Raw genomic sequence first — 16,395 nt, 5'->3', positions numbered from 1 at the left:
GACCCAGAGCGGGCCAACCCTGGGTCCCCGCCTGCGCGGGGATGACAAAGAAGGTAGAGGTGGCCCAAGATTTCGTGCGCCTCTCAACCTTGCAGCACAGTCCAATTGCTCTAAGGGCAAGCCTGCAAGCTGAAGGAACGGAAAATGGGTTACCGGGTGGTAGTTGTCGGCGCGACCGGCAATGTCGGGCGTGAAATGCTCAATGTTCTGGCTGAGCGTGAGTTTCCGATTGAAGAACTGGCTGCGGTCGCATCGTCGCGCTCGACCGGCGATGAGATTGAGTTCGGTGAAACCGGCAAGATGCTCAAGGTCCGCAACATCGAGCATTTCGATTTCACCGGCTGGGATATCGCACTGTTTGCCGCTGGATCAGACGTGTCGATCGCCTATGCTCCAAGGGCCGCTGCGGCTGGCTGTGTGGTGATCGATAACTCATCGCACTTCAGGATGGATCCTGATGTGCCGCTGGTGGTGCCCGAAGTGAACCCCGAAGCGGTCGATGGCTACAAGGCCAAAAACATCATCGCCAATCCCAATTGCTCAACCGCGCAAATGGTCGTCGCGCTCAAGCCGCTGCACGATGCCGCCACGATTTTGCGGGTGGTGGTCGCTACCTATCAATCGGTTTCGGGCGCGGGCAAGCAGGGCATGGACGAACTGTTCGAGCAAAGCCGCAACATCTTCGTCGGCGATCCCGCAGTGCCGACCAAGTTTACCAAGCAGATCGCCTTCAACGTGATTCCGCATATCGACAGCTTCCTGGATGATGGATCGACCAAGGAAGAATGGAAAATGGTGGTCGAAACCAAAAAGATCATGGGGGCCAAGATCAAGATCAGCGCCACCTGTGTGCGGGTGCCGGTGTTCGTCGGCCACAGCGAAGCCATCAACATCGAGTTCAAGAACGAAATCTCCGCCGCCGACGCGCAAAAGCTGCTGCGCGATGCGCCGGGCGTGATGCTGATCGATAAGCGCGAGGATGGCGGCTACATCACGCCGGTCGAATGCGTTGGCGATGGCGCTACTTACGTGAGCCGCGTGCGCGAGGATCCGACCGTGGACAACGGCCTGTCGCTGTGGTGCGTATCCGACAACCTGCGCAAGGGCGCGGCGCTCAACGCGGTGCAGATCGCCGAACTGCTGGGGCGGCGGCATTTGAAGAAGGGCTGACCGAAATGCTACCGCTCCACCGCATTTCTGGCCGCTTCTGGCGGGCGATTGCGGCGGACCGGGCGGAGCAGGTGCTCGATCTGCCAGGGCCGGAAAGCGCGGGGCGTTATCATCGACCCGGCCAGCCGGCGCTCTACATCACGCCCGAGGCCGACTGGGCCGCGATCGCGATCGGGCGCTATCTGCTGGCCGACGGCATTGAGCGGGTGGCCGTGCCGCTCGAACTCGACGGCGCTGAGGTGTTTGATCAGCGCAATCTTGCCGCTTGCGCGGCGCTGGGGATCGATCCGGAGCAATCGCAAGTGCGCTGGAACGACGAGCTGGCCGCAGGACGCGAGCCGCCTTCGTGGCGCGCTTCGGACGCTGCCCGCGCTGGCGGCGCACAGGGGATCATCGATGTCTCGCGCGGGATTGCGGGTGGGTGGCATGCCTGTCTGTTCGCCTGGAACGTGCACGGTTCTCCGCAAGTCAGGGTGGCTGGCAATCCGCAGCCTTGCGATTTTTGGCGCGCGCGGGATCATTGGCCGGCACCCGAAGGCTGGGCACTTCCCGAGTCCCTCTCGCGGCGCTAAGCTGCGGCCATGACCCAGACTATGACCGGCGGCTGCCTTTGCGGGAAAGTCCGCTACACCGTGGAGCCAACGATGCGCTTTCAGTCCTATGCCTGCCATTGCACCGATTGCCAGCGGCGCAGCGGAAGCGCGTTCGGGATACAGCAATCGGTGCTGGCTGGTGATCTGATCGTCGAAGGCGAATTGCTACGCGGTGAGCATGTCCAGCCCAGTGGGGCCGTGGCGGGAATCTATGCTTGCAAGGCCTGCCTGACGCGGATCTATACCGACAACAATGCCCGGCCCGGCATCTCCAATCTGCGGGCGGGAACGCTGGATAGCAGTCCCAGCATGGTCCCGGCGGCGCATTTGTGGGTGCAGAGCAAGCAGCCGTGGGTCGTCATCCCGCAAGACGCCATCGCCATGGATACCCAGCCGATCGATACGGCCGGATGGATAGCAATTTTCAAACCGGAGCCTGCTTGATGACCCAAACCAGAACCGGTGGCTGCCAATGCGGCCGCATCCGTTATGAAGTGAGCGATCCGGGCGACGAGGCCTATTATTGCCATTGCCGGAAGTGCCAGAAGGCCACCGGCGGGATTGCGGCGGCTTTCGTGCAGGTGGAGCCATCCAAGGTCACTTGGCTGACCGAGCCCGATTGGTACCAAAGCTCGCCCGTGGCGCGCCGGCCATTTTGCTCCAAGTGCGGCACCCCGCTGGGCTTTGCCTGGGCTGATGGCACAGGCGATATGGACCTGACCGTGGGCAGCTTTGATGATCCCGCGGGCTTTCGACCAGCGCTTCATGCCGGGTGCGAAGGTATGCATCAGGCCTGGCTCGATACCAGCGCCTTGCCGCGGCTCTACACTGCAACCACGGGCAGCGTGGTGAAGCGTTGGCAGGCCGCCGGGCTGGAAGTGCCTGAGTGACCACCGAGTACTATCCCGGATTCGATGGCGCCCGGCTGGCGCTGCACCGCATGGGTACAGGCCGTCCGCTGATCATGCTCCACGGGCTGTTCTCCAGCGCCGAAATGAACTGGATCAAATGGGGTCATGCCGCGATGTTGGCCGAGGCCGGATTTGAGTGCCTGATGCCCGATTTGCGCGCGCATGGGCAAAGCGCGGCGCCGCATGATCCATCTGCCTATCCCGATGATGTCCTGGCCAAGGATCTGGCCGCGCTGGTCACTCATCTGGATTTGTCTGACTATGATCTGTGCGGCTTCTCTTTGGGCGCGCGAACGTCGGTTCGGGGGGTTATCGCCGGGCTTAGGCCGCAGCGGATGGTGCTGGGCGGGATGGGGTTGGAGGGGCTGGCCGGATGGACAGCACGCGGTGCATTCTTCATCGATGCGATCGACCGGTTCGATCTGGTCAAACCCGGCGATGCGGCTTTTCCGGCGGTTTCGTTCATGAAAATGATGCAGGTTGACCGCGTTGCAGCGCGGATGTTGCTGCAAACTTTTACCGATACCCCGCCCGGGGCTCTGGCTGCGCTGATCATGCCAACGCTGATCGTCAACGGCGATTCCGATCGCGATAACGGCGATCCTGCCGCGCTGACTGCGGTTCTGCCAAATGCAATGCAGGCGATTGTCCCCGGCACCCATATGAGCTGCGTGACCAAGCCCGATCTGGGGCTGGCGATCCGGGACTTTCTGCTTAACGGAACGGCGGTTCGTTGAACGCTCTAAGCTTGCGACTGTGCAGCCGTGATCCTTCGGCGCGCAGCAGATCGCAGGTGGTGATCCCGATCTGCAAGTGCGCGGCGATGGCTTCCTCATAAAACCGGTTGGCCTGCCCCGGCAGCTTGATTTCGCCGTGGAGCGGCTTGTCCGAAACGCACAGCAAAGTGCCGTACGGCACGCGGAAACGGTATCCTTGCGCGGCGATAGTGGCGCTTTCCATGTCGATCCCGATGGCCCGGCTGAGTGAGAGACGGCGGGCGGACTGGGTGTATTGCAATTCCCAGTTGCGATCATCGGTGGTGGCCACGGTGCCGGTCCGCATCCGCTTTTTAAGGTTTGCACCGATATCACCGCTGACCATTTCGGCGGCCTGGGCAAGTGCAATCTGGACTTCGGCAATCGCCGGGATCGGAATTTCGGGCGGCAGTACATTGTCGAGCACGTGGTCATCACGCAGATAAGCGTGCGCCAGAACATAGTCGCCGATCCGCTGGGTTTCGCGCAAGCCCCCGCAGTGGCCAATCATCAACCAGGCTTCAGGCCGCAGCACCGCCAGGTGATCGCAGATCGTCTTGGCATTGGATGGGCCTACCCCGATGTTGACCAGGGTAATCCCGCTCTTGTCCGGCCGGGTCAGGTGATAAGCCGGCATCTGGTGCTTGCGCCAGGCCGTATCGGACAGCTTTTCGCGGGCGTTTCTGCTTGGCGCGTTCAGCGCCAATCCGCCCGCGCCCGTTAGTGCGGCATAGCCGTTCTGGCCCAGCTGCTGGCCAGCCCAATCAACAAATTCATCGACATAGCGGTGGTAGTTGGTGAACAATATAAAGCGTTGGAAATCTTCTACCTTGGTGCCCGAATAGTGCGCCAGACGGGCCAGACTGAAATCGGTGCGCAGCGCGTCAAACAATGCCAGCGGCACGTCTTGCCTGGGATCATCCAGCTCAATCCCGTCGGCCAGTTCATCGCCGATCAATGCCAGTTCGGTGCTTGGAAAATGCCGTGCCAGCTCTTGCGGGCTGGTGCTGCCCAGATCCGCACTGGCATCGATCACATAAGGAAAGGGAATTTCCTGAGCCGATCGGGAGACTGTCACTTCAACTTCATAGTCGCCGCAGATCAGTTCGAGCTGTTCGGTCAGATAGCCTGCGAAGAAGGCCGGACGGGTGATCGTGGTGGCAAAAGTTCCGGGCTGTTGCAGGCGGCCAAAGGCGCGGCGCAAATCTGCCTGGGTTTCAACGCCGCCATAGCTGATCCTGAGGTCTGGATAGCACCAGGCGCGCGTTTCACGGCGATCTGCTGGGGGAAGGGTGCCGTTACGGGCGAAAGCGGCGATATCGGCTTTCAGGGTTTGGACGGCGGTTTCGTAGATGCGGACCAATTCCGCAATGTGCTTTTCTGTCATCTTCATCTTGGGTTTATAGCCCAAGTTGCGTGACATTTCAATTGCACCAACGAAAAGGGGGCGCCGAAGCACCCCCTGAACGTTTGGCAATGACGCGAAAGCCTTAGCCTTCTTCGTCTTCCGAAGTGTCTTCGCTGGCCGGGGCTTCAGCAGCCGGGGCTGCGTCTTCTTCGGGCAGTTCGCCGCCTCCGCCTTCGAATTCGCTGGCCGCATCGGCAGCGGCTTCGTCTTCGAACATTGCCTTGATCACGTCAACGCCGGCAGCCTGCTGTTCGGCTTCGTCGGCCGAACGGGCTACGTTCACCTTGACCATAACCGAGACTTCCGGATGCAGCGTAACCTTGATCTCAAACACACCGATCGTCTTGATCGGGCGCTCCAGGACAACCGTTGACCTTGCGATGTCTGCGCCATCAGCGTTGAGGGCATCGACGATATCGCGCACTGACACCGAACCATAAAGCTGGCCGGCGTTCGATGAAGCGCGGATCAGGACAACTGATTTGCCTTCGACATTGTGCGAGTGCGTTTCGGCTTCGCCGCGCCGCGCCGCGTTGTCGGCTTCGATCTTGCCACGATTGGCTTCGAAAACCTTGCGGTTGGCTTCGTTGGCGCGCAGCGCCTTCTTGTTGGGCAACAGATAGTTACGCGCATAACCGTCCTTGACGGTTACAACGTCACCAATGGTGCCCAGCTTCTCAACTCGTTCGAGGAGGATGATTTGCATGGCTCTGGTCCTCCTTACTTGACGATGTAGGGCAGCAGGCCCAGGTGCCGGGCGCGCTTGATCGCCTGGCCCAGTTCGCGCTGCTTCTTGGCGGAAACGGCGGTGATGCGCGAAGGCACGATCTTGCCGCGTTCGGACATATAGCCCTGCAGCAGACGCGTGTCCTTATAATCAATCTGAGGGGCGTCCTTCGCAGAGAAGGGGCAGCTCTTGCGGCGGCGAAAAAATGCGCGGGCCATGACTTAGAACTCCTCGCGTTCGCGGCGCTTGGCGCGCTCACGGTCTTGCTTGCGCATCTGCACCGACGGACCAGCTTCATGCTCGTCAACGCGCACGGTCAACCACCGGATCACGTCTTCGTTGATCGCGGTCTGGCGTTCCAACTCGGCCACGACGCCGGCAGGGGCGTCGATGTTGAGCAGCACGTAATGTGCCTTGCGGTTACGCTTGATCTTGTAAGCGAGGTTCTTGAGGCCCCAGGCTTCGGTCTTGGTGACCGTGCCCTTGCCAGCTTCAACGATCTCGGTGGCGGTAGCGGCCAGCGCATCAACTTGCGCTTGGCTCAAATCCTGGCGGGCCAGGAAAGTATGCTCATAGAGCGGCATACCATGCCTTTCATCATTCTAGCCGATCGCTGGCTTATCCGCACCATTGCGGGGCCCCTCCGGCTTTCTTCGGTTCCCAACAAGGTCGGGAAGCGGCGCGCATAGCGGCTTTGAGTGTAAATGCAAGGAGGAATGGCCTGACTGCGGCTGGGATCAGTGGTTATCACCTAGCTGGACATCAAAGGCGTTGCCATCACGGGTGCCATAGAGCGTTCCGTCAAGCAGCCAGCTGTCCTCTTTCCCGTTGGCCCGAAAAAGCCCCAACTTTCCGGTCAGCCCTTGCCAGTAAAGCTCAGGCGGCAGCGAATCCCCAGATCGGAGCGCCGTATTTTCAATCAAGACGCCCGCAGCGTTTTCGGTGCCCCAGCAATATCCGTTGATTGCATAGGTAGCTGAATAGGTCCCGGACTCCCAATTGCTGGTCATCTGCAGGCGGCCATTGATCCGCATCGCGTCGTCTGGCGAAAGATCAACCTCCAGCGAGATTGCCAGCTGGCCATCCGCGGTTCCGGCGGTGCCAGTCCTACCATAACCGCTCCAGTGCCGGGCAAAGATGGGCTTGAATACAGGCCAGTTTTCTCGGACCAGGTTTGCCGCTGCCGACCCGGCGGGCATGAACAAGGCAGCACCTGATGCGCCTATGCCGATCAGGGCGGTGCGGCGGGAAATCGTCATTGTGTGTGGTACCTTAAAACAAGTTGCCGTGCAGCTAGACCAGCGCGGGCCAGCCGCCCTTGTGCATTTGCGACAATGCTGCAATGCGCCAACTGGTGATTTGGCCTGCCCGGAGGGATCCGGCAGAGCCCGATTGTGCCCCGATTGAACTGGGAGTTTGCGTTCCATGCCTACAGGTCTTGTTGCCCTGCTTGACGATATCTCGGTAATTGCCAAGGCGGCCGCTGCAACGATTGACGATGTTGGCGTGGCTGCGGCCAAGGCCGGCACTAAGGCGGCCGGTGTGGTGATTGATGATGCCGCCGTCACTCCCAGCTATGTCACGGAATTTACGCCTGATCGGGAATTGCCGATAATCTGGCAGATCACAAAGGGCAGCCTCAAGAACAAGCTCTTGATTCTGCTTCCAGCGGCGCTTCTGCTCAGCCAGTTCCTGCCTTGGGCGATCACTCCGCTGTTGATGCTGGGCGGTCTGTATCTGTGTTATGAAGGCGCCGAAAAGGTGATGGAAAAGTTTGGCGGCGAGCACCACGGTGAAACGCTGGCCGATCCGATTTCCGATATGGCAGAGTTTGAGCGTGAAAGGGTGAGCGGCGCGGTTCGCACTGATTTTATCCTCTCGGCCGAAATAATGGCGATCGCACTCGCTTCGGTCGCTGACAAGCCGCTGCTCAGCCAGGCGCTGGCGCTTGCGCTGGTGGCGGTGGTGATCACCATTGCCGTTTACGGTACAGTCGCGCTGATCGTGAAGATGGACGATATCGGGTTGCACTTGGTGGAAAAGCGCAGCACCGCTGCGGCCAAAGCGATTGGCCGGGGATTGCTTCACGCCATGCCGCGGCTGCTGGCGTTGCTATCCGTGGTGGGCACCGCGGCAATGCTGTGGGTTGGCGGCCAGATCGTGATCCACGGAATGCATGAATTGGGCCTGCATGGTCCTTTGTCAGTGGTACATTCTGTCCAGCACGCCGTCGAAAATGCCACCGGCGCGCTCAGCGGGATACTGGGCTGGCTGACCAACGCCGTGCTCTCAGGCGTGGCCGGCCTGGCGCTTGGTACCGTGATCGCGCTGCTGCTGCACAAGGTCCTGAAGGTTGAAACCGGGGCTGAAGCTTAAACCTCAGCCAGCAAATCCTTGGCGAAAAGTGAGAGCGTATCGTCACGCGCGCCCATGATGACGATCCGGTCTCCGGGCTGGGCAACCGCGGCAATCCGGGCCCCGCAATCTTCGCGTGAGGGGACGTATTCGGCCTTGCCGCCATGTTCACCGATCAGGCGAACGATCCGTTCGCTGCCTTCGCTGCGATCAACCGTGCCGCCGAAATAGACTGGATCGCACAGGATCGTCAGGTCGTCAGGGCCCAGTTCACGGGCAAACGTTTCGGCCAGTTCGTGGCCCATCTGCCGCAGCGGGCCATAGCCATGCGGCTGGAAAAAGGCGATCACCCGGCCGGGGTGGGCCTTCAGAGTCTTAAGGGTTGCGGCGCACTTTTCGGGATTGTGACCGAAATCGTCGATCACAGTTACGCCGGCTGCGCTGGTGCCGACGATATCGAACCGGCGGGCGAGGCCAGCGAAGCTGGAAAGTGCGTGGACCGCTTCGGCCACCGGCACTCCGGCCGCATTGCAGGCGGCAATCGCTGCCAGAGCATTGGCCAGATTATGGCGGCCCGGGAGCTTGAGATTGAGTTCTGCCGCACTGCAATCGCGGCGATCCTCGATTGTTGCGATCAGGCTGGTCGGCCCTTCGTTGATCGAGCCTGCGCGCACGGCGATCATCGCTTCGGAGTGATCTATTGCAAAGCTGATCAGGCACCGGGCCATAGGTGCCAGTTCAGCGGCTTCGGGATCATCAAAATTGACCACAGCACAATCAGCCCGGGCCAGGAAATCGCCAAATAATTCGCGCAGTTCTTCCATGCTTTTGTGGTCAAGGCTGACGTTGAGCAACGCCGCCACGGTAGGGTTGTATAGCGCGATAGAGCCATCGCTTTCATCGACTTCGGAAACGAATGTGCCGCCCCCCGAACTTGCCGCCCCAACCCGCGCGCTGGCGAATGGGGCATCGGCGTGGACGTAATTTTTCATTACCGCGCCGTTCATGATTGTAGGATCTCGCCCGGCCTGATCCATGATCCACCCGGCCATCCCGGTGACCGTGCTCTTGCCGCTGGTTCCGCCTAGCGCGATGCGGGTTCCGGCTGCATTGAACAGACGCGCCAGCAATTCCGCCCGGCTCATCCTGGGGCAGCCCAAATCGCGGGCACGAACCATTTCTGGCACGGTATCCTCAACCGCCGCCGATGCGATCAGTGCCTGGTTTGCAGAATGAACCCCGCTGCCATCCTGCGGAAACAGCGTGAAGCCCAGGCTTTCCAGCCAGCTGAATTTTTCAGGTGTGCGGCCCTGGTCGCGGCTGCGGTCCGATCCGGCCACTTCGGCCCCGGCACCTTTGAGGATCAGGGCCAGCGGCAGCATGCCCGATCCGCCGATGCCGCAGAAGAACCATGGGTGTGAAGTAAGGTCGGTCATGCCCCTGCGGTATGCGCCCTTGCTTGCCAGCGCAACCGGGTTAGGAAGAACCATGCTTCGGATCGCCATCTGCGCCCCATCACGGCCTATCGTAGAACAGGATGCCGTGCGCGTCATTGCGCTGGCCGATGAATTCCCTGGACTGGATCTGCATTTTCATCCGCAGTGCTTTCTTGAGCAGGGCCACTTTGCGGGCAGTGATTCCGCGCGGGTCGATGCTTTGGCCGAATGCGCCAACGACCCTCAATTTGATGCCGTATGGTTTGCGCGCGGCGGATATGGTGCGGCGCGCGTGGCGGAAGATGCGATTGCCCGGATGGGGCGCGAAGCGGATCGCAAGACGTTTTTGGGCTATTCCGATGGGGGCATGATCCTGGGCGGGCTTTATGCCAACAAGATCGGGCGCCAGGTTCATGCCCCGATGCCCACCGATATCCGCCGCGAAGGCGGGGATGCCGCCGTTCGCCGCACGCTGGGCTGGTTGGCAGGAGAGCGTGGCGGGCTGGAGCCTTCGCTTGACCAGCATCCCACCGTTGCTTTTAACCTTATGACACTGGCGATGCTGTGCGGCACACCGCTGATGCCTGGATTGGCCGGGCATGTGGTGATGGTTGAGGAGGTTGCAGAATATCACTATGCGATTGACCGACTGTTTTTCCACATCACCGCGCACCTGGGCGCAGTAGCAGGCTTGCGGCTGGGCCGGGTAAATATGGTTCCTGAAAATGACGCGCCGTTCCTTCACGATGAAGAAGCGATCGCTCGTCATTGGTGTGCGCGCCATGCCATCCCCTATCTGGGCCGGGCCGATGTGGGCCATGATATTGACAACAAGATTGTTCCCTTTGGGGTTGCAGGCGGCGCCGCAGGCAAATAACCGCGCCCGCCGGATTGGAGAAAGTTGATGAGAGCATTCGTTTTTCCTGGGCAAGGCAGCCAGAAGGTGGGCATGGGAGTTGAGCTATCCGCCGCCAGTGCCGCCGCGCGTGAGGTGTTTCAGGAAGTCGACGACGCGCTGGGGCAGAAGCTTTCAGCGATCATGGCCGAAGGGCCGGATGATGCGCTGACGCTGACCGAAAATGCCCAGCCGGCGATCATGGCCCATGCTATCGCAGTGCTGCGGGTGCTGGAACAGGAGGGCGGTATCAGCCTTGCTGAGAAGAGCGATTTTGTGGCCGGGCACAGTCTGGGCGAATATACCGCGCTGTGTGCTGCGGGGGCCATTTCGTTGGCGGATACGGCCCGGCTGCTGAAGCTGCGCGGACAGGCGATGCAGGCCGCAGTGCCGGTTGGCCTGGGCGCGATGTGCGCGCTGCTGGGGGCTGATCTGGCCAAGGCCCAGGCGCTGGCCGATGCTGCGGCGGAGGGCGAAATTTGCACCGTCGCCAATGATAACGATCCCGGGCAAGTCGTGCTTTCGGGCCATAGGGCCGCGATTGAGCGCGCGATTGCCTTGGTCAAGGACTTTGAGATCAAGCGCGGTGTGCTGCTGCCGGTCTCCGCCCCGTTCCACTGCCCGCTGATGCAGCCAGCGGCCGATGCCATGGCCGAGGCGCTTGGCAAAACCCCGCCCGGCGCGCTGATCGTCCCGGTTTTCGCCAATGTTACTGCTAGTCCGGTCAGCGATCCGGCCGAAATCCAGCGCTTGCTGGTCGAGCAAGTCACCGGCAGGGTCCGTTGGCGTGAAAGCGTGATCGCGATGCAGGCCGCCGGGGTGGAGAGCTTCGTGGAACTGGGCGGCAAAGTGCTGGGCCCGATGATCGGGCGCACGGCGAGTGAAGTAAATGTGATCAGTACGGTGACGATGGCTGACATCGAGGCACTGGCGAAGGAGCTTTAAGTCATGGAACACCGCCTTTTTGACCTTACCGGAATGACTGCGCTTGTAACCGGCGCCGCCGGGGGGATTGGCTCTGCGATCAGCCATGCCCTGGCCCGGCAGGGCGCGCGGCTGGCGCTATCTGGCACCAATCCGGGCAAGCTGCGCAGCTTTCGTGAAGAGCTGAACGACACCTACGGGCACGATCACGTTGAAATCACCTGCGATCTTTCGAACAGCGAACAGGTGGAGCATCTGGTTCCGGCCACGGTCGATACGCTGGGCAAGATCGATATCCTGATCAACAATGCCGGAATTACCAGGGATAATCTGGCGATGCGGATGAAAGACGATGAATGGGATGCCGTGATCAGGATCAACCTTGAAGCTGCGTTTCGGTTGATGCGTGCGGCCTGCAAGCCGATGATGAAGGCGCGGCACGGGCGGATCATATCGGTCACCAGCGTTGTCGGCGCGACCGGAAATCCCGGCCAGGTCAATTACGCTGCGGCGAAGGCCGGATTGGTCGGCATGTCAAAATCGCTGGGCCAGGAAGTCGCCAGTCGCGGCATCACGGTCAACTGCGTTGCCCCCGGCTTTATCCGCACTGCGATGACCGATGGCCTGCCCGATGGCCAGAAGGAAGCCTTGAACGCCAGGATCCCGATGGGCCGGATGGGTGAGGGCGAGGATATCGGTGCTGCGGTGGCCTATCTTGCCAGCAAAGAGGCGGGCTACATCACCGGGCAAACGCTGCACGTCAACGGCGGGATGGCGATGCTTTCCTGAACGACTTGCGCGATGGCGACAGCAATGCGGGGTAACCCGCACATTTATCCCCAGATTCGCCGCATTTGACCGCATCCAACCTTGCCGCGCAGGCCTGCGGCGTTAGAGAAGATGGTCCGAAACTGACGGCGCGCTGCACGATTCACGCCTGCACGCCCTAGGGGGATACAAGCAGATCATGAAGGCTACAATCGAACGCGCGACGCTGCTGAAGTGCCTGTCGCACGTCCAGTCAGTTGTTGAACGCCGCAACACCATTCCGATCCTTTCGAACGTGCTGATTGAGGCATCGAGCGATGGCACCTTGCGTGTAATGGCTACAGATCTTGATCTGCAAGTCGTGGAAAACCTTGGGGCGGTGTCGGTCGATAGTCCGGGATCAATCACCGTTTCAGCGCACTTGTTGTTCGATATCGCCCGCAAGCTGCCCGATGGCAGCCAGGTCAGCCTGGATGCCTCGGACAACCGGATGACTGTGAAGGCTGGGCGCAGCCGGTTCAGCCTGCCAACCCTGCCGCGTGATGATTTTCCGATGATTGCCGAAGGTGATCTGCCAACCAGCTTCGAACTGCCCGCAGCCACGCTGGCCCAGTTGATTGACCGGACCCGGTTTGCGATCAGCACAGAAGAAACCCGCTATTATCTCAATGGCATCTTCCTGCACGTCAACGATGATGAATTGCGTGCTGCAGCCACCGATGGCCATCGCCTGGCCCGCTATACGATTGCCAAGCCCGATGGCGCAGACGGCATGCCCGATGTGATCGTGCCGCGCAAATGCGTGGCCGAACTGCGCAAGCTGCTTGAGGAAGCGCTGGATACCAGCGTGCTGATCGATCTTTCGGCCAGCAAGGTCCGGTTTACACTGGGCGGGGAAAACGGCGTGGTGCTGACCAGCAAATTGATTGACGGAACCTTCCCCGATTACAGCCGGGTCATTCCCACCGGCAATGACAAGATTCTCAAGATCGATCCCAAAAGCTTCTGGGAAGGGGTTGACCGCGTGGCCACCATCGCCACCGAGAAAACCCGCGCGGTCAAGATGTCTTTGGAGCCAGACAAGGTTACGCTATCGGTCACATCGCCCGACAATGGCACTGCCGCGGAAGAGGTTCCGGCTGACTATAAGGCGGCAGGGTTTGAGATTGGCTTCAACGCCAACTACCTCAAGGATATCCTTGGCCAGATTGATGGCGATACGGTGGAACTGCATCTGGCAGATGCCGGCGCACCGACATTGATCCGCAAGGATGACAAAAGCCCGGCACTCTACGTGCTGATGCCGATGCGGGTGTAACGGCGCGCTTCGTCGCGTTTTTACAATCGCTTGGCAGGCCGCTCCTGTAATTCAGCCGCAAGCGCGCGCTGTTGGGAGAATTTCAGTGATGAAACGAAACATCGCGGCTGCGCTGGCGGCTGGAAGCTGCTTGTTCATGGCGCAGACGGCAAATGCCGATCAATGGACCGATGAAGCCAATCGCCAGGCAACGATGGCGCGGATGCAGGCACAAGATGCCGCAAATGATCGCGCGCAGGCGGATCGTTCGTTTCAGGCGGGCCTGGCCAGCCAGCGATCCAGTTCGCGCAGCAGCGGCAGTTCATCGGGCGGATCGTCTGGCGGCGTCACGGCCCTGGATGGCTTTCTGGGTGCCCATGGGACTGAGCCTTTGCCAGGAGGCCCGCAATCGGTTGTCGCCCGGCACACTCTGATTGTCCAGATCAAGGAAACGCCCGCGCAGGTGTTGGCTCGGCTCGAGCGTGAGGCCAAGGCCGGAAATGCCCAAAGCGCCTTCGATCTCGCCCGGATCTATTGGACTGGATATGGCGGTGTAAAGCGCGATGATGTAGCCGCGCAGCGCTGGTTTGGCGTGGCCGCGCAGGCCGGCAATCCCGATGCCCAGGCGCAATATGGCTATATGCTTTACCAAGGCGTTGGCGGGGCAGCCGATCAGGCGCAGGGCATTGCCCAGGTCGCCAAAGCTGCCGCGCAGGGCAATGCCTATGGCGCAGGGCTTCATGCCTTGTGGACCTTGGATATCAAATCGGATCGCCCGCAACCGGCCAAGGTGGCAGGACTGGTCAAGGCGGCAGACGCCGGCTTTCTGTTTGCGCAGCTTGCGCTTGGCACGGTTGTCTATGATCTGGGCGTTGGCACTGCGGCCGATTTTGCCAAGGCCAGACATTACAGCAAACTAGCTGCAGATCGCGGCCATCCGTTGGCGCAGACTGAGCTGGGCCGGATGATGGCATCCGGCCGCGGCGGGCCCAAGGACCCGGCAGGCGGTGCCGGCTATGCCCGCAAGGCTGCAGAAGCGGGCCATCCGGCCGGTATGATGCTCTATGGTCAGCTGCTGGGAATGGGCTTGGGCGTCCCTCAAGACCAGGCCAGCGGCTGGCAGTGGATGCGCAAAGCTGCGGATGCCGGCAATCCGCAGGCACTCGGGGTGGTCGGCGCCGCGCTATTGCTGGGGCAGGGTGTGCCTGAGGATATTCCAGCAGGCCTGCGCTATCTTCAGCTCGGTGCTGAGCGCGGCGATGCGCAGGCGCAGGCCTATTGGGGAACCTTCAGGATCACCGGAGGCTTCGGCGTGACGATCAACAAGTCTGAAGGTGAGCGACTGCTCAAGGCTGCGGCAGCGCAAGGCAATCAGGATGCGATTGATACGCTGGCCAGCCCCACGATCAAGGACGCGCTGGGGCGATAGGCGCACCCGCCCCGCTTGCCATCATCCTTGCTGCCGGTTACCTGCCTTGCGATGAGCGAGGAGCCTTCAGCAACAATTAAGGGCCGCGAATGCGGCTCGTGTACGCTGTGCTGCAAGCTGCTCAAGATCCCTGAAACCGAAAGCGATAAGGGCAGTTGGTGCCGCCACTGCGTGACCGGCAAGGGCTGCGGTATCTATGAAACCCGGCCCCAGCGGTGCCGGGATTTTATGTGCGGCTATCTGATCTGGGATGCGGTGCCAGATCACTGGCTGCCAGCCAAATCACGGATCGTGGTGGTCAGCGAGATGGGCTTTCGTATCAACTTCACCGTCGATCCCGGCGCACCGAACCGGTGGCGCGAAGCGCCGTGGCATGCCGAGATCAAGGCCATGGCCGTACTGGCCTTCCAGCAAAACCGGCAAGTGCTGGTAACGGTCGGAAAAAGGGTGATCGCCATGCTGCCTGATCGCGAGGTTGAGCTGGGCTTTGTGGGTGAAGACGAAGTCGTCGTCACCGGCAAGCGGCCCGATGGCAGCTGGGGCGCTGCCAAGGTCCTAAAAGACGATCCGCAGATGGCCGATGGCGGCGCTTCGGTGCCACTGAACTGATTTTGCAAAGGGAATGAATATGAGCCGGACTGTTCAGGTGAAGCGTGATGCGATTACCGAAACCCGTGTGATCGATGTGCCGCAACTGCCGCTTGGTGATGGCGAAGTGCGGCTGGGGATCGAAAGCTTCTCAGTCACCGCCAACAACGTGACTTATGCTGTGGCGGGCGATGCGTTTGGCTATTGGAACTTTTTTCCCGGCGAAGGCGCATGGGGCGTGGTGCCGATGTGGGGGCATGCGGTGGTGATTGAATCGCAGCATCCAGACATTGCCGCGGGAGAGCGGGTCTATGGCTATTTGCCAATGGCCGAGACCCTGGATGTGCTGCCCGATGGTGTCTCACCCGGCGGTTTCATCGATGCCGCAGCGCACCGCCAGCCGATGAGCGTGATCTACAATCAGTATTCACGCCTTGCAGCGGATCCAGAACATGATCCTGCGCGTGAGGGCGAGCGAATGATTTTCGGGCCGTTGTTCAAGACCGGGTTCCTGATCGAAAGCTTCATGCGGGCCGAAACCTGGTTTGGGGCCGAAGCGCTGATCTGCACCAGCGCCTCTTCGAAAACCGCGATGGCCTTGGCCAGCGTCGCGCGCGACAAATCTCCACACGTGCAGCGGATCGGGCTAACCTCTGCCGGCAATGTCGATTTCGTTCGGGCCGGGGGGTTCTACGATCTTGTGCTGTCATACGATCAGGTTGCCGATCTGTCGCAGTTGCCTTCGGTGCTGGTCGATTTTGCGGGCAATGCAGGGCTGATCCACGCAGTTCACACTGCGCTGGGTGAGAACCTGAAGTACTCTTGCACGGTTGGCGCGACCCACGTCGGGGCGGGTTTCGGGCAGGCGAACGGCCCTCTGCCGGGCCCTCTGCCGGGCCCCGTGCCGGTGCTGTTCTTCGCGCCGCATCATGCGGTTGCCGCAATTCAGGAATTGGGGCCCAAGGCCTTTGGGGCGGCCGTGGCGGCCAGCTGGATACGCTTCATCAGCGAAGCCGGCGGGGCTGTGACGGTGGACCAGCGCAGCGGACTGGAAGCGGCGGCAGAGGCCTTTGTCGCGACGGCTGAGGGCAAAGCCGATCCTGCAATAGGGATCGTGATCCGGCCATAACGCATCGTCC

19 protein-coding genes are annotated in these 16,395 nt (G+C 61.0%); 13 read left to right on the top strand and 6 right to left on the bottom strand.

Going from position 1 to position 16,395, the window contains the following annotated elements:
- Positions 1-144: 144 nt before the first annotated feature.
- From ABL914_RS05020 to ABL914_RS05000, 5 genes are read left to right on the top strand one after another with little or no spacing between them, the layout of a single operon-like run.
- A complete protein-coding gene (locus ABL914_RS05020) occupies positions 145-1,170 on the top strand; it encodes an aspartate-semialdehyde dehydrogenase (protein ID WP_391562066.1) in 1,026 nt (341 codons plus the stop codon).
- A gap of 5 nt (positions 1,171-1,175) precedes the next feature.
- Positions 1,176-1,742 (top strand): RES domain-containing protein, encoded by a 567-nt coding sequence (locus ABL914_RS05015; RefSeq protein WP_391562065.1) that lies wholly within the window; start codon positions 1,176-1,178, stop codon positions 1,740-1,742.
- A gap of 9 nt (positions 1,743-1,751) precedes the next feature.
- Positions 1,752-2,207 (top strand): GFA family protein, encoded by a 456-nt coding sequence (locus ABL914_RS05010; protein ID WP_391562064.1) that lies wholly within the window; start codon positions 1,752-1,754, stop codon positions 2,205-2,207.
- Complete coding sequence (locus ABL914_RS05005) at positions 2,207-2,653, top strand: GFA family protein (protein ID WP_391562063.1); 447 nt, start codon at positions 2,207-2,209, stop codon at positions 2,651-2,653. Before ABL914_RS05010 ends, ABL914_RS05005 begins: the two co-directional genes overlap by 1 nt.
- A gap of 50 nt (positions 2,654-2,703) precedes the next feature.
- On the top strand, positions 2,704-3,411 hold the full coding sequence (locus tag ABL914_RS05000; protein ID WP_391562068.1) for an alpha/beta fold hydrolase: 708 nt from the start codon (positions 2,704-2,706) through the stop codon (positions 3,409-3,411).
- On the opposite strand, the gene ABL914_RS04995 is transcribed toward ABL914_RS05000, so the two are convergent.
- The 5 genes from ABL914_RS04995 to ABL914_RS04975 all read right to left on the bottom strand — a co-directional run bounded on the left by ABL914_RS04995 (position 3,389) and on the right by ABL914_RS04975 (position 6,823).
- Positions 3,389-4,822, bottom strand: a complete 1,434-nt coding sequence (locus ABL914_RS04995) for an AMP nucleosidase (protein WP_391562062.1) — start codon at positions 4,820-4,822, stop codon at positions 3,389-3,391. The genes ABL914_RS05000 and ABL914_RS04995 overlap by 23 nt on opposite strands.
- A 97-nt stretch (positions 4,823-4,919) precedes the next feature.
- Positions 4,920-5,543, bottom strand: a complete 624-nt coding sequence (gene rplI, locus ABL914_RS04990) for a 50S ribosomal protein L9 (RefSeq protein ID WP_391562061.1) — start codon at positions 5,541-5,543, stop codon at positions 4,920-4,922.
- A gap of 14 nt (positions 5,544-5,557) precedes the next feature.
- On the bottom strand, positions 5,558-5,782 hold the full coding sequence (gene rpsR / locus ABL914_RS04985) for a 30S ribosomal protein S18 (RefSeq protein WP_391562060.1): 225 nt from the start codon (positions 5,780-5,782) through the stop codon (positions 5,558-5,560).
- A gap of 3 nt (positions 5,783-5,785) precedes the next feature.
- Positions 5,786-6,148, bottom strand: a complete 363-nt coding sequence (gene rpsF / locus ABL914_RS04980; RefSeq protein ID WP_391562059.1) for a 30S ribosomal protein S6 — start codon at positions 6,146-6,148, stop codon at positions 5,786-5,788.
- 153 nt (positions 6,149-6,301) lie between these two features.
- A complete protein-coding gene (locus tag ABL914_RS04975) occupies positions 6,302-6,823 on the bottom strand; it encodes a hypothetical protein (RefSeq protein ID WP_391562058.1) in 522 nt (173 codons plus the stop codon).
- A 166-nt stretch (positions 6,824-6,989) separates the two neighbouring features.
- On the opposite strand from ABL914_RS04975, the gene ABL914_RS04970 reads away from it, so the two are divergent.
- The gene (locus tag ABL914_RS04970) at positions 6,990-7,940 is read left to right on the top strand and encodes a DUF808 domain-containing protein (RefSeq protein ID WP_391562057.1); all 951 of its coding nucleotides are present in this window, start codon (positions 6,990-6,992) and stop codon (positions 7,938-7,940) included.
- Here ABL914_RS04970 and ABL914_RS04965 read toward each other — a convergent pair.
- Entirely contained in the window at positions 7,937-9,355 is a 1,419-nt protein-coding gene (locus tag ABL914_RS04965; RefSeq protein WP_391562056.1) for a glutamate ligase domain-containing protein, read from the bottom strand. The genes ABL914_RS04970 and ABL914_RS04965 overlap by 4 nt on opposite strands.
- Positions 9,356-9,407: 52 nt before the next feature.
- Here ABL914_RS04965 and ABL914_RS04960 point away from each other — a divergent pair, with 52 nt between their 5' ends.
- The 7 genes from ABL914_RS04960 to ABL914_RS04930 all read left to right on the top strand — a co-directional run bounded on the left by ABL914_RS04960 (position 9,408) and on the right by ABL914_RS04930 (position 16,385).
- Positions 9,408-10,232, top strand: a complete 825-nt coding sequence (locus ABL914_RS04960) for an LD-carboxypeptidase (RefSeq protein ID WP_391562055.1) — start codon at positions 9,408-9,410, stop codon at positions 10,230-10,232.
- Between the two features lie 27 nt (positions 10,233-10,259).
- A complete protein-coding gene (gene fabD, locus ABL914_RS04955; RefSeq protein WP_391562054.1) occupies positions 10,260-11,195 on the top strand; it encodes an ACP S-malonyltransferase in 936 nt (311 codons plus the stop codon).
- Positions 11,196-11,198: 3 nt separating this feature from the next.
- Positions 11,199-11,963, top strand: a complete 765-nt coding sequence (gene fabG / locus ABL914_RS04950; protein WP_391562053.1) for a 3-oxoacyl-[acyl-carrier-protein] reductase — start codon at positions 11,199-11,201, stop codon at positions 11,961-11,963.
- Between the two features lie 178 nt (positions 11,964-12,141).
- The gene (gene dnaN / locus ABL914_RS04945; RefSeq protein ID WP_391562052.1) at positions 12,142-13,260 is read left to right on the top strand and encodes a DNA polymerase III subunit beta; all 1,119 of its coding nucleotides are present in this window, start codon (positions 12,142-12,144) and stop codon (positions 13,258-13,260) included.
- Positions 13,261-13,348: 88 nt separating this feature from the next.
- The gene (locus ABL914_RS04940) at positions 13,349-14,668 is read left to right on the top strand and encodes a tetratricopeptide repeat protein (RefSeq protein WP_391562051.1); all 1,320 of its coding nucleotides are present in this window, start codon (positions 13,349-13,351) and stop codon (positions 14,666-14,668) included.
- 51 nt (positions 14,669-14,719) lie between these two features.
- Positions 14,720-15,277, top strand: a complete 558-nt coding sequence (locus tag ABL914_RS04935) for a YkgJ family cysteine cluster protein (protein WP_391562050.1) — start codon at positions 14,720-14,722, stop codon at positions 15,275-15,277.
- A gap of 19 nt (positions 15,278-15,296) precedes the next feature.
- Positions 15,297-16,385, top strand: a complete 1,089-nt coding sequence (locus tag ABL914_RS04930; RefSeq protein ID WP_391562049.1) for a DUF2855 family protein — start codon at positions 15,297-15,299, stop codon at positions 16,383-16,385.
- The last annotated feature ends 10 nt before the right edge of the window (positions 16,386-16,395 follow it).

Origin of the sequence: Novosphingobium sp. (assembly GCF_040079535.1) — a bacterium.
Lineage (GTDB): Bacteria > Pseudomonadota > Alphaproteobacteria > Sphingomonadales > Sphingomonadaceae > Novosphingobium.
The sequence above is the reverse complement of the archived record's forward strand: the minus strand, read 5'-3'. Positions and strand labels throughout refer to the sequence as shown.

Excerpts from the sequence above, each read along its gene's own strand:
- ABL914_RS05020 (WP_391562066.1), top strand. The coding sequence starts at position 145 with ATGGGTTACCGGGTGGTAGTTGTCGGCGCGACCGGCAATGTCGGGCGT.
- ABL914_RS05015 (WP_391562065.1), top strand. The coding sequence starts at position 1,176 with ATGCTACCGCTCCACCGCATTTCTGGCCGCTTCTGGCGGGCGATTGCG.
- ABL914_RS05010 (WP_391562064.1), top strand. The coding sequence starts at position 1,752 with ATGACCCAGACTATGACCGGCGGCTGCCTTTGCGGGAAAGTCCGCTAC.
- ABL914_RS05005 (WP_391562063.1), top strand. The coding sequence starts at position 2,207 with ATGACCCAAACCAGAACCGGTGGCTGCCAATGCGGCCGCATCCGTTAT.
- ABL914_RS05000 (WP_391562068.1), top strand. The coding sequence starts at position 2,704 with ATGGGTACAGGCCGTCCGCTGATCATGCTCCACGGGCTGTTCTCCAGC.
- ABL914_RS04995 (WP_391562062.1), bottom strand. The coding sequence starts at position 4,822 with ATGAAGATGACAGAAAAGCACATTGCGGAATTGGTCCGCATCTACGAA.
- rplI (WP_391562061.1), bottom strand. The coding sequence starts at position 5,543 with ATGCAAATCATCCTCCTCGAACGAGTTGAGAAGCTGGGCACCATTGGT.
- rpsR (WP_391562060.1), bottom strand. The coding sequence starts at position 5,782 with ATGGCCCGCGCATTTTTTCGCCGCCGCAAGAGCTGCCCCTTCTCTGCG.
- rpsF (WP_391562059.1), bottom strand. The coding sequence starts at position 6,148 with ATGCCGCTCTATGAGCATACTTTCCTGGCCCGCCAGGATTTGAGCCAA.
- ABL914_RS04975 (WP_391562058.1), bottom strand. The coding sequence starts at position 6,823 with ATGACGATTTCCCGCCGCACCGCCCTGATCGGCATAGGCGCATCAGGT.
- ABL914_RS04970 (WP_391562057.1), top strand. The coding sequence starts at position 6,990 with ATGCCTACAGGTCTTGTTGCCCTGCTTGACGATATCTCGGTAATTGCC.
- ABL914_RS04965 (WP_391562056.1), bottom strand. The coding sequence starts at position 9,355 with ATGACCGACCTTACTTCACACCCATGGTTCTTCTGCGGCATCGGCGGA.
- ABL914_RS04960 (WP_391562055.1), top strand. The coding sequence starts at position 9,408 with ATGCTTCGGATCGCCATCTGCGCCCCATCACGGCCTATCGTAGAACAG.
- fabD (WP_391562054.1), top strand. The coding sequence starts at position 10,260 with ATGAGAGCATTCGTTTTTCCTGGGCAAGGCAGCCAGAAGGTGGGCATG.
- fabG (WP_391562053.1), top strand. The coding sequence starts at position 11,199 with ATGGAACACCGCCTTTTTGACCTTACCGGAATGACTGCGCTTGTAACC.
- dnaN (WP_391562052.1), top strand. The coding sequence starts at position 12,142 with ATGAAGGCTACAATCGAACGCGCGACGCTGCTGAAGTGCCTGTCGCAC.
- ABL914_RS04940 (WP_391562051.1), top strand. The coding sequence starts at position 13,349 with ATGAAACGAAACATCGCGGCTGCGCTGGCGGCTGGAAGCTGCTTGTTC.
- ABL914_RS04935 (WP_391562050.1), top strand. The coding sequence starts at position 14,720 with ATGAGCGAGGAGCCTTCAGCAACAATTAAGGGCCGCGAATGCGGCTCG.
- ABL914_RS04930 (WP_391562049.1), top strand. The coding sequence starts at position 15,297 with ATGAGCCGGACTGTTCAGGTGAAGCGTGATGCGATTACCGAAACCCGT.